This window comes from Micromonospora sp. NPDC047557, from assembly GCF_043205095.1.
GTDB lineage: Bacteria > Actinomycetota > Actinomycetes > Mycobacteriales > Micromonosporaceae > Micromonospora.
Genome location: NZ_JBIDDK010000026.1, coordinates 1 through 14160, shown reverse-complemented (window position 1 = coordinate 14160; position 14160 = coordinate 1). Strand labels below are relative to the sequence as shown.

Genomic DNA, 14160 nt, shown 5'->3' with positions numbered 1-14160 from the left:
GAGGTCAAAGGGCGAGGGCGGCGAAGTCGGCCCGTAGGGCGGTGTAGACGTCACGGACGATGTAACGCTTCAGGCAGCGGAGGATCTCCTGCTTGCTGAGGCCTTCGGTGGTGCGTCGTTGCAGGTAGGCGCGGGTGCGTGGGTCGTAGCGCAGGCGGCAGAGGGCGATGGTGTGTAGGGCGTGGTTGGCGCCGCGGTCGCCTCCTCGGTGGAGGCGGTGGCGGTGCACCCGTCCGGAGCTGGCGGGGATGGGTGCTGCGCCGCAGAGGTGGGCCAGGGCTGCTTCGGAGTGCAGGCGATCGGGGTTGTCGCCGGCGGTGGTGAGCAGTTGAGCGGCGACGTCGGTGCCGACGCCAAACAGGGCGCTGGTGCGGGGTGCGGCCTGGCGGACCAGCGGTGCCAGTTGCCGGTCGAGGGTCGTGATCTCGTCGGTCAAGGTAGTGACCCGTCGGGCGAGTCCGGCCAGCGCGGCGGCGGTGGCCTGTTCTGGGTCGTTGAGCTTGGTCGGGTCGATGGTGAGGGCGGTGCAGCGGCGGACCAGGACGGCGGCACTGAGCTTGGTCAGCTGGGCTCGCAGGGCCTCGGGGGCGGCGGCGACCAGGCCACGCATCTGGTTAATGGCCGCCGTGCGGGCCTTGACCGCCCCCTGCCGAGCCACTCGCAGGGCGCGGATGGCTTCCACGGGTCCGGTGCGGGTCTTGGGCGTGCCCATGGCGGTGCCGGCGAGGGTGGCCCTGGCGGCGGCGATGGCGTCGATCGGGTCGGATTTGCCCTTGGCCCGTCGAGTCCTGCGGTCAGGCCGGTCGACTTCGACGACAGTGACTTTGTGCCTGGCCAGGTGCCGAGCGAGGCCCGCGCCATAGCTGCCCGTGCCCTCCACCCCGACAGCGACGAGGCGGCCAAAGGAACGCATCCAGGCCAGCAAGTCCGAATAGCCGTCGCTGGTGGCGGGGAATTCGGCATCGGCCAGGAGACCGCCGGTGCTGTCGATGATCGCCCCATGATGGGTGTCGCGATGGGTGTCGACACCACCGATGACTGTTCGCTTCTTCGCTGCCATGCTGGTGAAGTCCGCCTTTCTCGTCTACGTCGAGAACTACGTGGACACGTCACCGGTCAGGCGATGCGGACAACACAGTGGTGGGCGCCTCTCGCACAGGCTCCTATCAAGTCACGACGCCTGACCGGTGACATGCAACTCACGAGGCCACCGAGCCGGCCGACGAATCGGGATGAGGACAGCAACCGTCGGTCTGCCGGTGAGTCAGACCAACCCGGCGACCCACCCCACCATCCTCACTGTCTGCCGTCGACCCGCCCTTCGGGGAGCGGGCTGCCGCCCGGTCCGCCACGTCAAGCGGACCTTGACGCACGTTCGGACGCTGGCGGGTCGGGTGGTGGTCTGCTCGGCTTGCCCGGGTTGACGGCAGACGGGAATGGCCCACCGCAACCACCCACGCACCCGGCACCCGCCGACGGAGCCCCGGCCATCCTGGAGCCGGAGCGCCCCCGCCGGAGGCGCAGTAACCGCAGCCCCGCGACCGCCGCCATCTCGTCGAAGCGGCTGGCGTGCGCTCCCCTACGCCGCGCGGGTCTTGGCCGCGCGGCCCGGCCGGCTGCCGGCCCACACCTCACCATTCACGGGCCTGTCGTTCTGCGGCGGCCCCTTGGGCTCCCCGCTTCCGCGCCAGCCGCCGGGCGTGTTGCGTGGCCGGAGTCGGAGCGCCAGCGGAGCGACGGACGCGCGCCCAGGCGGCGGCACGTGCGGCCCGTTCAGGGCCGCCTTGAACACGTACAGAAACTTTGAACGGGGATTCTGGTGAGGGTGTCCCCGCTGGCCGGGCCTGACCCGACTTTGAACTGGCTCCGTGCCCTGATGTGGACCCGTCGACCCGGCCGGCGGGGACGCCTCTCTCGGCACCTGCACGGGCCGGCGTGGTGACCTGATTAGGAGCTCGGGTTCGTCCCTCATCCCCGTTCTGTCCAGCGTTCTCCTCGTGCTCGGTGGTCGAGCCTTGCCGTCAATGCAGGTGGGAGGCAGCGTGAGTGAGAACCAGGACGTGACCGTCGGGGTCGACACGCACAAGGACGTGCACGTCGCGGCGGTGTTGGACCAGACCGGTCGGGTGTTGGGCACCAGAGGCTTTCCGACAACGATGCGCGGCTACGCGCAGCTCGCCACATGGGCTGAGTCCTTCGGCACGGTTGCCAAGGTCGGTCTGGAAGGCAGCGGCAGTTACGGCGCCGGGTTGCTGCGGTTCCTGACCGACTACGGCCTGGTCGTTATCGAGGTCGACCGCCCGGACCGCTCCACCCGCCGCCGGATCGGCAAGACTGACACCATCGACGCCGAGTCCGCCGCCCGGGCGGTCCTGTCCGGCCGAGCCACCGGCACCCCGAAGACCCGTGACGCCCAGGTCGAGATGATCCGGGCTCTACGCGTCGCCCGCCGCGGAGCGATGAAGGCCCGCATTCAAGCCGGAGGACAACTCGAAGGACTCATCGTCACGGCCCCCGAACCCGTGAGACAACTGGTGCGCGGGCTGGCCGGCAAGACACGCATCCGCGTCTGCGCCACTCTGAGGCCTGGCACGATGTCTGATCCGACGACCGCCACGAAGGTCGCGCTGCGCCGCCTCGCCCGACGCTGGCTCACACTGCAAGCCAAGATCGACGACCTCGACAGCCACTTGGCCGCCCTCGTCACCTCCGCCACCCCGGAGCTGATCGCACTGCCCGGCGTCGGCGTCGACACCGCTGGACAACTTCTCGTCACCGCCGGCGACAACCCCCACCGACTGCACTCCGAAGCCGCTTTCGCCCGGCTCTGCGGCGTCGCCCCCATCCCGGCCAGCTCCGGACGGACCGACCGCCACCGCCTACACCGTGGCGGCGACCGCGACGCCAACCGTGCCCTCTGGCGCATCACCCTTGTCCGCATGCGCTGTCACCAGCCCACCAAGGACTACGTCACCCGCCGAACCGCAGAGGGCAAGACCAAGACCGAGATCATGCGCTGCCTGAAGCGCTACATCGCGCGCGAGACGTTCCCGCTCCTGCAAGCTACCGTCGTCAGCGCAGCAATGCCTGATGCCGGGGAGGCGTGGGGTGACAGAGCTTGAGGGCACCTACCGCGGACTTCTCCTGATTGATCCGCCGCTACGCAGGCAGTGGCTACTCGACCGCAAGCCTGCCTCGGTAAGCCCCGTGCATTGGTGGCTCGCACTGATCGACTTAGCAGCCTCGGATGTGCGCCGCCAGCACTGCGGATGGCCCAGCCATCAGCCCGGTGCCGACATGTCACTAGCGGTCTTCCTGATCGACCTGGCATCAGAACACGGTTTCCCCACGGATCTGGCGATCGAACAACTCGCCTCGCTCATCAGGATCGCACTTGATGCAGGTCAGCGAGTCCAGGATCTTCCCGCCAGCGCTCGACCGGATACGGTCGCCCGGCGGGCTGTCGACAGCTTCGGCATGACTCGGGAACAAGCTGTTTCCCGGGCAGCGAGCCTCCGCGCAATCCCGCTTACCGAGGATGATTTCGTCCATCCAGGTGAAGACTGGCAGACGAGATGGCAAGCACTCACAGTGACGGCGGATTACCAGGACTACCACCGGCTTCTCAACATCGACCGAATCTTGACCAACCTCGCACCCCTCGTCGACTACATGACCGACGCCCACCTCGTCGCTGACGTCCAGGCATGGCTTCAGGTGCTAACCGAACTGGACCCAGTTCCGGAGGTGATCACACCCTCCGAACAAACGCCGGAGGAATCGCTCGACCGCACGGACTGACCACCGAGGTTGACGAAAATAGGAGCGTCCACCTCACCGGCAGCCGGCCGGGATAGGCACCTGTGCCCGTCACTTGGCGTTGAAGTAGCTCGCTTCCGGGTGGTGGACCACGATGGCGTCGGTGGCCTGCTCCGGCATCAACTGGAACTCCTCGGACAGCTCCACGCCGATCCGCTCCGACCCCAGCAGATCCACGATCTTCGCCCGGTCCTCCAGGTCGGGGCAGGCCGGGTAGCCGAACGCGTACCGGCAGCCCCGGTAGTCGTTGCGCAGGATGCCGGCCAGGTCGCTCGGGTCGTCGTGGCCCAGCGGCCGCCCGTCGGGCAGGGTCAGCTCGGCGCGGATGCGTCGGTGCCAGTACTCGGCCAGGGCCTCGGTGAGTTGCACGGACAGCCCGTGCACCTCCAGGTAGTCGCGGTACTCGTTGCGGGCGAACAGCTTCGCCGCGTACTCGCTGACGGGTTGCCCGACGGTGACCAGTTGCAGCGCGACCACATCGAGCTGGTCGCCCTTGGGCTTGAAGAAGTCGGCCAGGCAGAGCCGTCGCTCCTGGCGCTGGCGGGGGAACGAGAACCGGGCGCGCTCCGCGTGCCCGTTCTCGTCGAGCACCACCAGGTCATTGCCTTCGGAGTACGCGGGGAAGTAGCCGTACACCACGGCTGCCTCCAGGACCTGGTCGGCGATCAGCCGGTCGAGCCAGTACCGCAGACGCGGCCGGCCCTCGGTCTCCACCAGTTCGTCGTAGGACGGCCCGTTGCCACCCCGGGCGCCGTTGAGCCCCCACTGGCCGCGGAACGTGGCCCGCTCGTCGAGCAGCGCCGCGTAGTCGGCCATCGGCACACCCTTGACCACCCGGGTGCCGAAGAACGGCGGGGCGGGCACCTCCACGTCCAGCGCCACATCGGAGCGGACCGACGAGTCGTGCAGCTCCGGCAGGGACTCGGTGACCATGGACCGCTGCCGCTCCCGGCGGGCACGACGGGCCGCCAGGGCCGCCTCGCGCTCCGGGTCGATCACCGGGGCCCCGCCGCGCTTGGCCGTCATCACCTTGTCCATCAGGGACAGACCCTCGAACGCGTCCCGCGCGTAGTGCACCTGCCCGGGGAACATCGACCGCAGGTCGTCCTCGACGTACGCGCGGGTCAGCGCCGCCCCACCGAGCAGGACCGGCCAGCGCTCCGCGACCCCGCGCGTGGCCATCTCGGCCAGGTTTTCCTTCATGATGACCGTGCTCTTGACCAGCAGCCCGGACATGCCGATCGCGTCGGCGCGGTGCTGCTCGGCGGCGTCCAGGATGGCGCTGATCGGCTGCTTGATGCCGATGTTGACGACCTCGTAGCCGTTGTTGGACAGGATGATGTCGACGAGGTTCTTGCCGATGTCGTGCACGTCGCCGCGCACGGTCGCCAGCACGATGCGGCCCTTGCCGCCGTCCTCGGTGGTCTCCATGTGCGGCTCCAGGTACGCCACCGCGGTCTTCATAACCTCGGCGGACTGGAGCACGAACGGCAGCTGCATCTGCCCGGAGCCGAACAGCTCGCCGACGACCTTCATGCCGTCCAGCAGGATGTCGTTGATGATCGACAGCGGGGACCGGCCGCCGGCCATCGCCTCGTCCAGGTCGGCCTCCAGGCCGTTGCGCTCACCGTCGATGATGCGCCGCTTGAGCCGCTCCTCCAGAGGCAGCGCCGCCAACTCCTGCGCACGGGTGGCCCGCGCGCTGGTCACGTCGACGCCCTCGAAGAGCTCCAGGAAGCGCTGCACCGGGTCGTAGCCCTCGCGACGCCTGTCGTAGACCAGGTCGAGCGCGACCTCGCGCTGCTCGTCGGGGATCTTCGACATCGGCAGGATCTTGCTGGCGTGCACGATGGCCGAGGTCAGGCCGGCCTGCACGCACTCGTGCAGGAACACCGAGTTGAGCACCTGGCGGGCCGCCGGGTTGAGCCCGAAGGAGATGTTCGAGATGCCCAGGGTGAAGTTGACCCCCGGGTAGCGGGTGGAGATCTCCCGGATCGCCTCGATCGTCTCGATGCCGTCGCGGCGGGTCTCCTCCTGGCCGGTGGCGATCGGGAACGTCAGCGCGTCGATCAGAATGTCGGCGCGGTCCATCCCCCACCGGCCGGTCAGGTCGTCGATCAGGCGCGCCGCGACCCGGACCTTCCACTCCTTCGTACGCGCCTGGCCCTCCTCGTCGATGAGCAGCGCCACCACCGCCGCGCCGTGCTCGCGCACGACGGGCATGACCCGCGTGTACCGGGAGTCGGGGCCGTCGCCGTCCTCGAAGTTGACCGAGTTGACCACGCACCGGCCGCCGAGCATCTCCAGCCCGGCCTCGACGACGGCCGGCTCGGTGGAGTCCAGCATGATCGGCAGCGTCGACGCGGTGGCGAACCGGCCGGCCAGCTCGCGCATGTCCCGGGTGCCGTCGCGGCCGACGTAGTCCACGCACAGGTCGAGCAGGTGCGAGCCGTCGCGGGCCTGGCCGCGGGCGATCTCCACGCAGGCGCGGAAGTCACCGGCGAGCATCGCCTCCCGGAAGGCCTTGGAGCCGTTGGCGTTGGTCCGCTCCCCCACCATCAGCACCGACGCGTCCTGGGCGAACGGCACCGGGTGGTAGACCGACGAGACACCCGCCTCGTGCCGCGGCTCGCGGGCCGGGGCGGTGACGCCGTACAGCCGCTCGGCCAGCACCCGGATGTGCTCCGGCGTGGTGCCGCAGCAGCCGCCGACGAGCCCCACGCCGTACTCGGTGACGAACCGCTCCAGGGCGTCGGCAAGCTCCACGGGAGTCAGCGGGAAGTACGCCCCGTCGGCGGTCAGCACCGGCAGGCCGGCGTTCGGCATCACCGACAGCGGGATGCGGGAGTGCTGCGACAGGTAGCGCAGGTGCTCGCTCATCTCCGCCGGGCCGGTGGAGCAGTTCAGGCCGATCAGGTCCACCCCGAGCGGCTCGATGGCGGCCAGGGCCGCGCCGATCTCGCTGCCCACCAGCATCGTGCCGGTGGTCTCCACCGCCACGTGGCAAATGATCGGCACCTGCTGCCCCAGCTCTGCCATCGCCCGCTTCGACCCGACGACCGCCGCCTTGACCTGCAACAGGTCCTGGCAGGTCTCGATGATCAGAGCGTCCGCGCCGCCGTCGATCAGGCCGGCGGCGTTCTCCTGGTACGCGTCGCGCAGGGTCGCGTAGTCGGCGTGCCCGAGGGTCGGCAGCTTGGTGCCCGGCCCCATCGAGCCCAGCACGAACCGGGGCCGGGCCGGGGTGCTCGCCGCGTCGGCGGCCCCCCGTGCGATCCGGGCAGCCGCCGTCGACAACTCCCGGATGCGGTGCGGGATGTCATATTCGGCCAGGTTGGCCAGGTTGGCGCCGAAGGTGTTGGTCTCCACGCAGTCCGCGCCGGCGGCCAGGTAGGCGTCGTGCACCCCCCGCACCACGTCGGGACGGGTGACGTTGAGGATCTCGTTGCACCCTTCGAGCCCGTCGAAGTCGTCGAGCGTGAGGTCAGCGGCCTGCAACATCGTGCCCATCGCCCCGTCGGCGATGAGGATCCGATCGGCCAGCACATCCAGCAACGAAGTCCGCACCCGTTCAGGTTAGTGCGATCCTGCGTGAACCCGAGCGCCGTCCGGGCCCGATCCCATATTGTGTCGGGCGGATCACGCTGTCCGGTTCGCCGCCGTATGCCCGGTCGTGGACCCGGCGGACCGGCGCGGCCGACGGGCCGCATCCCTGCCCGGCACGTAGGCTGGCGGACGTGAAGGACAACAGGGACGCCACCGTGCACCACGGCCCGACGACCGGGCGCGGTCCCGGTGTCGGCCGCGACGAGCAGGGTGAGGTGACGGCGTGACCGAGTTCGACGGACTGCCGGTACTGCGGTCCCCCGTGGCCATTGCCGCATTCGAGGGCTGGAACGACGCCGCCGACGCGTCCACCGCGGCCGTCGAGCACCTGGAGCAGGTCTGGAACGCGCGGCAGATCGCCGAGCTGGACCCGGAGGACTTCTACGACTTCCAGGTCAGCCGGCCCACCATCACCATGGCCGACGGGGAGACCCGCCGGGTGGAGTGGCCGACGACCCGGTTCATGGTGGCGAGCCCCGAGGGCACCGACCGTGACGTGGTGCTGATCCGGGGCATCGAGCCGAGCATGCGCTGGCGGACGTTCTGCGAGCAGGTGCTGGAGATCTGCCACAGCCTGGAGGTGGAGCGGGTGGTGCTGCTCGGCGCGTTGCTGGCCGACGTGCCATACACCCGGCCGTTGCCGATCAGCGGCAGCGCCTCCGACGCGCAGGCCGCCGAGCGCTACCAGCTCACCCCGACCCGATACGACGGGCCGACCGGCATCGTCGGCGTGCTGCACGACGCCTGCGCCCGCGCCGAGGTCGACGCCGTGTCGTTCTGGGTGCACGTGCCGCACTACGCCAACAACCCGCCCTGCCCGAAGGCCACCCTCGCGCTGCTGCACCGGGTCGAGGAGGTCGTCGACCTGCCGGTCCCGATGGCCGACCTGGCCGAGGAGTCCGCCGAGTGGGAGCAGCGGGTGCGCAGCGCCGCGGAGCAGGACGCCGAGCTGGGCGAGTACGTCCGCGAGCTGGAGGAACGGGTCGGCGACGAGGGCATCACCCCGTTGACCGGTGACGAGATCGCGCAGGAGTTCGAGAAGTACCTGCGGCGTCGGGGCGGTTCGGCCGGCCCCACCGCCGGCTCCTGGTAGCACGTTCACGGCGGGCCCTCGGACCTTTGTGGTCCGGGGGCCCGTTTTTCGCGTGTCCGGGGTGGCGCCGTCACCCCCTCTACGGCATCCTAGGAACCTAGATGTGATCAAGGAGGCGGGTGTGCAGATCAACCCCGGCGCGGCCGAGTTCCCCCACCGGCAGATCGCCGCGCAACTCAAGGCCCAGGTCCGCCGCGGTGACTGGGGGCCGGGCGAACGCCTGCCGTCCATCCCGGCCATCGCCGAGATGTTCGGCGTCGCCAAGCAGACCGTCCAACGCGCCGTCGACCAGCTGCGGGTCGAGGGCATCCTGATCACCAAACCCGGCTCCGGTACGTACGTCCGGGGCACCCGGCGCCGACTCAACCGGCTCTCCCGGGGCCGGTACGGCGGTTTCCGGGGCTACCACACCGACCTGGCCGCTCGATACCGCCAGCAGCTCGTCTCGGTTGGCCGCGCCCCCGCGCCCGCCGAGGTCGCCGACGCGTTCGGCGTCTCCGACGGCACGGACCTGCTCTGCCGCCGCCACCTCGTACGCACCGACGACTCCCCCGTCGAGGTCGGCGCCTCCTGGTTCCTGCCGGCCGACACCGCCGGCACCTCGCTGGAGCGCGCCGAGGCGTTCGGCCGGCCGCTCTACCAGGAGGCCGAGGAGGCCACCGGCCGGCGGTACGTCTCGGCCACCGACACGATCAGCGCCCGCCAGCCCAGCCGGGAGGAGGCCGAGACCCTCCAGATCCGGCCGGACACCCCGGTGCTGCACCTGCTGCACGTCGCCTTCGACGCGAACCGCAAGCCCATCGAGGTGGCCCAGGCCACCTGGCCCGGCCCGATGACCACCCTCACCGAGGAGTACCAGATCCCCGGCCCAACCCCCGACCCGGACCCGGACCCCGGCCTGGTCCTCGGCTAACCCGCCCCCTGGTCAACGGGCTGCGCAGCAGGCCGGCAGCGGAGGGCGGGGTTGGTGGTTGCGCCCTGTCGAGCTGCCCCACATGTGGGGCAGGGCTGCCCGGACGATCCGGTCTGCGGCGACCCGACGGCGATCCGGTCCGCGGCGACCCGACGGCGATCCGGCACGCCTCGACCGGAGACCGCGTCAGCACCTGGCGCCCGCCCCACATCCGGGGCAGCTCGACAGGGCACGGGGCAGCCACGCCAACCCGGTCGGAGAAGTCCCCGCGGCACGCGCCGCAGAATTGCGGCAACGGGCCGGGCGGGCGGGCCGCGAGCACCGCCGCGGCCGGGGCGCGGGTGTTACAGGCGGATGCCCAAGAGGGCGTCGACCGTGGTGGCGAAGAGTGCGGGTGCTTCCGGATCGTCGGTGGTGCCCGACAGGGTCGCGTCGGCCCAGCGGTCGGCCACGGCCAGGGCGCCCGGGGTGTCCAGGTCGTCGGCCAGGCGTTCGCGTACCCCGGCCAGCAGCTCGGCCCCGGACGGCCCGGCGGGCGCGGCGGCGGCCCGCCGCCAGCGGTCCAGGCGCTCCTGTGCGGCCGTGAGCAGCTCGTCGGTCCACGTGCGGTCGCTGCGGTAGTGCCCGGAGATCAACGCCAGCCGGATCGCCATCGGGTCGACCTTGTCGGCGCGCAGCCGGGACACGAAGACCAGGTTGCCGCGCGACTTGGACATCTTCTCGCCGTCCAGGCCGATCATCCCGGCGTGCACGTAGTGCTCGGCGAACGGCGCCTGGCCGGTGAGCCGCTCGGCGTGCGCGGCGGACGCCTCGTGGTGCGGGAACAGCAGGTCGTTACCGCCGCCCTGCACGTCGATCCGGTCGCCGAGCAGGTTCAGCGCGATGACCGCGCACTCGATGTGCCAGCCCGGCCGGCCCGGGCCCAGCTCCCCACCCGGCCAGGACGGCTCCCCCTCGCGGGCGCCACGCCACAGCAGCGGATCGAGCGGGTCGCGCTTGCCGGCGCGGTCCGGGTCACCGCCGCGCTCCGGGAAGATCTCCAGCATCTGCTCGCGGGTCAGGTTGGACTCGTAACCGAACCGGCCGGTGGCGGAGATGTCGAAGTAGACGTCGCCGGTGCCGTCGTCGAGCCGGTACGCGGCGCCGTCCTTGAGCAGCACCTCGACCTTGTCGGCGATGTCCGGGATCGACTCGACGGCGCCCACGTAGTGCTCCGGCGGGATGATCCGCAGCGCCTCCATGTCCTCGCGGAACAGCGCCGTTTCCCGCATCGCCAGGACCACCCAGTCCTCGCCGTCGCGGGCGGCCCGCTCCAGCAGCGGGTCATCGATGTCGGTGACGTTCTGCACGTAGCGCACCGGGCGGCCGGCGTCCCGCCACATCCGCTGCACCAGGTCGAACGTGATCATGGTGGCGGCGTGGCCGAGGTGGGTCGCGTCGTACGGGGTGATGCCGCAGACGTACATGCTTCCCGCGTCGACCGGCTCGCTCGGGTGGACGCCCTGCCGCGCCGAGTCGTACAACGCCAGCGGCTCGCCTCTGCCCGGCAGCCGTGGCACCTCGTGTCCCGCCCAAGACTCCATGGCCTCAGCCTAACCAGCCCTCAGGCGGCACCGGGCCGCCCCACGGGTGATCAAGATGACAGCGGGTCACATCGGCGGCCAGGGCACCGCCGGCCAGTCCTCCGGCGGCTGCGGGAAGCGGCCGGTCTTGCGCAGGACGTCGATGCGGGCGGCCAACTCGGCGATCTCGCTGATCGTCAGGTGATCGGCCAGCTCCTCGCCGAGCGCCCCGGCGACCTGCCCGGCAAGCCCGTCGAGCATCTCCACGGCGTCCGGCGGCAACTGCTTGCCGGCCCAACCCCACAGCACCGTCCGCAGCTTGCCCTCGACGTGGAAGCTCACCCCGTGGTCCACGCCGTAGATCCGGTCGTCCGCACCGACCAGCACGTGGCCGCCCTTGCGGTCCGCGTTGTTGATCACCGCGTCGAGCACCGCGAGACGGGCCAGCCGGGGGTCGTCGGCGTGGGCAAGGGCGTACGCGACGCCATCGTCGTCCCGCGCCGCCGCGATGGGGAACCAGCGCGGCGGCAGCTCGTCGGCCGGCACGAACCCGACGAGCGGCTCGGCGTCGTCCGGCTCGTCGATCCAGAGCTGGCAGGAGCCGGGGCCGAACGGCCCGTCGCGCAGCACGGTGGGCGGCACCAGACCCCAGCCGGTGGCGTCGGAGACCAGGAACGCCGACACCTCCCGCCCGGCGAGGGTGCCGTCCGGGAAGTCCCACAGCGGGCGCTCGCCGCGCACCGGCTTGTAGACACAGCGCGCCGTGACCCCGTCGAGGGTCAGGATGCCCCGCAGGGTGGTGTTCGACGCGTCGACCAGCCGACCCTCCAGATCGAGCGTGCCGTCGCGCAGCAGCCGCAGCGCGGCGTCACCGTCGCGCAGGGGCTCGAGGCCGGACAAGGTCACCGGTGGTAACCGTTGTGCCGCGGGCACAGGTGCCCGGCGGGATCCAACGGCTGGCCGCACAGGGGGCACGGCGGCCGGCCCGCGTTGACCACGCGCCGAGCCCGCTCGATGAACTGGCGGGTGGCCTGCGGGGTCAGCCGGACCCGAAGCCGGTCCAGGTCCTCGTCCGGCTCCTCGTCCTCGTCCTCGTCGTCTTCGTCGTCCTCGTCGCCCAGCTCGACCTCGGGCTCCACCTCGCCGGCGGCGATCGCCTCGATCACCACGGTCGCGGTGTCCACGTCGAAGGCCAGCCCGAGGGTCCCGACCCGGAACTCCTCGTCGACCGGAGTGTCCAGCGGCTCGTTGTCGCCGATCACCGGCGCCAACTCGGGCAGGTCCACCCCGAAGCGACGCTGCGCCTCGGTGAGCAGCTCCTCCAGCTTCTCGGCGAGCAGGGACACCTGGACCTTCTCCAGCGCGACGCTGACCAGCCTGCCGCCGCCGCGGGCCTGCAGGAAGAACGTGCGCTCCCCCGGCGGCCCGACAGTCCCGGCGACGAACCGCTCCGGCGGTTCGAAGGCGTGCACCTGGTGGGTCATACCCACGACCCTATCCGGCCCGCCATGGCATCGCGCACCCCACCGACCCGAATCACCGCAGGGGCAACGCGCCCGGTGTATCGGGGGCCACAACCGGGCGTGGCGGCCCTTCGGGCTGCGGCGGGCTCGGCGGTCGCGGGGGTCGCGGCCCCGGCCCTGGCGGCCTTGGTCGATGGTGGTGGCGTCACCGCGTGCGTCACCTGGCCGCACCCGCCCCGCCGCCCACGGCGGCGTCCGAGTCGGCCGCCCGCGTGGTCCGCCGGCGCCGCTTGCGCGGCGGCGGGACCAGCGCGGCGAGGTCACCGCCGGTGTCGTTGAGCCGCACCAGGAACGGTCGCAGCGGCGTGAAGCGAATCGCGGTCACCGACGCCGGGTCGGCCACGATCCGCTGAAAAGCATCCAGGTGTACGCCGAGCGCGTCCGCCACGATGGCCTTGATCACGTCACCGTGGCTGCAGGCCAGCCAGACCGCCTCGGGCCCGTGCTCCGCGCTCACCCGGGCGTCCCAGTCGCGTACGGCCGCCACCGCGCGGGCCGCCATCGCCGCCATCGCCTCCCCCTGCGGAAAGACCGCCGCGCTGGGGTGCTGCTGGACCACCGGCCAGAGCGGCTCCTTGGCGAGCTTCTTCAGCGGCTGCCCCTCCCAGCTGCCGTAGTCGCACTCGATCAGCCCCTCCTCGACCACCGGTGTGGCCTGCGGCAACGCCAGTTCCAGGGTCTGCCGGCAACGGATGAGCGGACTGGTGACCACCGCCGCGAGCGGCACCGCCCGCAACCGTTCCCCCACCGCCGTGGCCTGGGCGCGCCCGGTGTCGTCCAGTTCGACCGGCTGCCGACCGGCCAGGCCGCCGTCGGCGTTCGCCGTGGTCCGGCCGTGTCGCAGAAGCAGAAGGGTCGCCACACCGATCACCCTAGGGCCTCACCCGTGCCTCCGATCGCGGCGGGCTCCGGCCACCGTCGCGAGATGAGGGCGACAGCTGCCGGACAGACCGAGATCAACACGAGCTCGCCGATGTCGCGGTGTCCCAGGACGCCTACCTGGGAGCGGACGCCCGCGAAAGCCGCGTGAAGGCCATGATCGACACCGGTTCGGCGATGTGGGGTGTTTCGGCGCCGGGGTCACCCCCAGTTCGGCGATGTCGAGTGGATCATGTCGGGAGGCCGGTCTGTGACGGTCATGGCGGATGCGAGTGCGCGTTATGCGCCCGATGGGCGGTTCGGTGTGACCGGTCGCATCGGCGCCGCGGAATGGTGGCGGGCCGGGGGTCGTTACATACCCTGACGATCGCAGGACCACGGCCACCCCGCCCGGCTCGACCGGGATGGGAATGGTCGGCCGGGCCGGGTCGTTGCAGACCCCCGAACGACCGCAGGCCCCACCGACCGGTGCGCCCCTCAGGCCCACCGCCGCGGGAATGACCCCGGCCCGACGGTCGTTACACACGGTCCCGGCGCCACGAGCCCCCCGCTCGCAGGCCGCCGCCCCGCTGCCACGGGCGATCAGCCCGTAGGCCGCCCCCACACTTTCCCCTTTTGATAGTGCAGCGCCCGACGAGGTGCTCACACCCGCGCCACCGCTTCCCCCGTTGGTGTCGCTGGTGTTCCTACCCCCGAAGGAGCTACCCCCATGAACACGATCTTGCGTAAGAGCATGCTGTCCGTTGCTGGTCTCGCGTTCGCCGG

10 protein-coding genes are annotated in these 14160 nt (G+C 71.2%); 4 read left to right on the top strand and 6 right to left on the bottom strand.

The window, feature by feature from the left end; translation table 11 throughout:
- Window positions 1–4 precede the first annotated feature (4 nt).
- A complete protein-coding gene (locus ACGGAQ_RS32060) occupies window positions 5–1060 on the bottom strand; it encodes an IS110 family transposase (RefSeq protein ID WP_393055831.1) in 1056 nt (351 codons plus the stop codon).
- A gap of 964 nt (window positions 1061–2024) precedes the next feature.
- Between ACGGAQ_RS32060 and ACGGAQ_RS32055 the strand changes: the two genes are divergently transcribed.
- Together ACGGAQ_RS32055 and ACGGAQ_RS32050 are read left to right on the top strand one after the other, a co-directional pair.
- Window positions 2025–3122, top strand: a complete 1098-nt coding sequence (locus ACGGAQ_RS32055) for an IS110 family transposase (RefSeq protein ID WP_393055891.1) — start codon at window positions 2025–2027, stop codon at window positions 3120–3122.
- On the top strand, window positions 3109–3801 hold the full coding sequence (locus ACGGAQ_RS32050) for a hypothetical protein (RefSeq protein WP_393055828.1): 693 nt from the start codon (window positions 3109–3111) through the stop codon (window positions 3799–3801). Before ACGGAQ_RS32055 ends, ACGGAQ_RS32050 begins: the two co-directional genes overlap by 14 nt.
- Window positions 3802–3870: 69 nt before the next feature.
- On the opposite strand, the gene metH is transcribed toward ACGGAQ_RS32050, so the two are convergent.
- The gene (gene metH / locus ACGGAQ_RS32045; RefSeq protein ID WP_393055825.1) at window positions 3871–7386 is read right to left on the bottom strand and encodes a methionine synthase; all 3516 of its coding nucleotides are present in this window, start codon (window positions 7384–7386) and stop codon (window positions 3871–3873) included.
- Between the two features lie 262 nt (window positions 7387–7648).
- On the opposite strand from metH, the gene ACGGAQ_RS32040 reads away from it, so the two are divergent.
- Together ACGGAQ_RS32040 and ACGGAQ_RS32035 are read left to right on the top strand one after the other, a co-directional pair.
- Window positions 7649–8518 (top strand): PAC2 family protein, encoded by an 870-nt coding sequence (locus ACGGAQ_RS32040; protein ID WP_145782100.1) that lies wholly within the window; start codon window positions 7649–7651, stop codon window positions 8516–8518.
- Window positions 8519–8639: 121 nt separating this feature from the next.
- Window positions 8640–9431, top strand: coding sequence for a GntR family transcriptional regulator (locus tag ACGGAQ_RS32035; protein WP_393055822.1), 792 nt, complete (start codon window positions 8640–8642; stop codon window positions 9429–9431).
- 344 nt (window positions 9432–9775) lie between these two features.
- On the opposite strand, the gene mshC is transcribed toward ACGGAQ_RS32035, so the two are convergent.
- The 4 genes from mshC to ACGGAQ_RS32015 all read right to left on the bottom strand — a co-directional run bounded on the left by mshC (window position 9776) and on the right by ACGGAQ_RS32015 (window position 13387).
- Entirely contained in the window at window positions 9776–11014 is a 1239-nt protein-coding gene (mshC, locus tag ACGGAQ_RS32030; RefSeq protein WP_393055819.1) for a cysteine--1-D-myo-inosityl 2-amino-2-deoxy-alpha-D-glucopyranoside ligase, read from the bottom strand.
- Between the two features lie 66 nt (window positions 11015–11080).
- Window positions 11081–11899, bottom strand: coding sequence for an SCO1664 family protein (locus tag ACGGAQ_RS32025; protein WP_393055816.1), 819 nt, complete (start codon window positions 11897–11899; stop codon window positions 11081–11083).
- On the bottom strand, window positions 11896–12477 hold the full coding sequence (locus ACGGAQ_RS32020; protein ID WP_234582001.1) for a DUF3090 domain-containing protein: 582 nt from the start codon (window positions 12475–12477) through the stop codon (window positions 11896–11898). The genes ACGGAQ_RS32025 and ACGGAQ_RS32020 overlap by 4 nt, the downstream gene beginning before the upstream one ends.
- 196 nt (window positions 12478–12673) lie before the next feature.
- Window positions 12674–13387 carry an MSMEG_4193 family putative phosphomutase gene (locus ACGGAQ_RS32015; RefSeq protein ID WP_393055814.1) on the bottom strand — a complete coding sequence of 238 codons (714 nt, stop codon included), beginning with the start codon at window positions 13385–13387 and terminating at the stop codon, window positions 12674–12676.
- Between the last annotated feature and the right edge of the window lie 773 nt (window positions 13388–14160).

What these genes read in the sequence shown, in the direction of transcription:
- ACGGAQ_RS32060 (WP_393055831.1), bottom strand. Translation starts at nt 1,060, where the DNA reads ATGGCAGCGAAGAAGCGAACAGTCATCGGTGGTGTCGACACCCATCGC.
- ACGGAQ_RS32055 (WP_393055891.1), top strand. Translation starts at nt 2,025, where the DNA reads ATGCAGGTGGGAGGCAGCGTGAGTGAGAACCAGGACGTGACCGTCGGG.
- mshC (WP_393055819.1), bottom strand. Translation starts at nt 11,014, where the DNA reads ATGGAGTCTTGGGCGGGACACGAGGTGCCACGGCTGCCGGGCAGAGGC.
- ACGGAQ_RS32020 (WP_234582001.1), bottom strand. Translation starts at nt 12,477, where the DNA reads ATGACCCACCAGGTGCACGCCTTCGAACCGCCGGAGCGGTTCGTCGCC.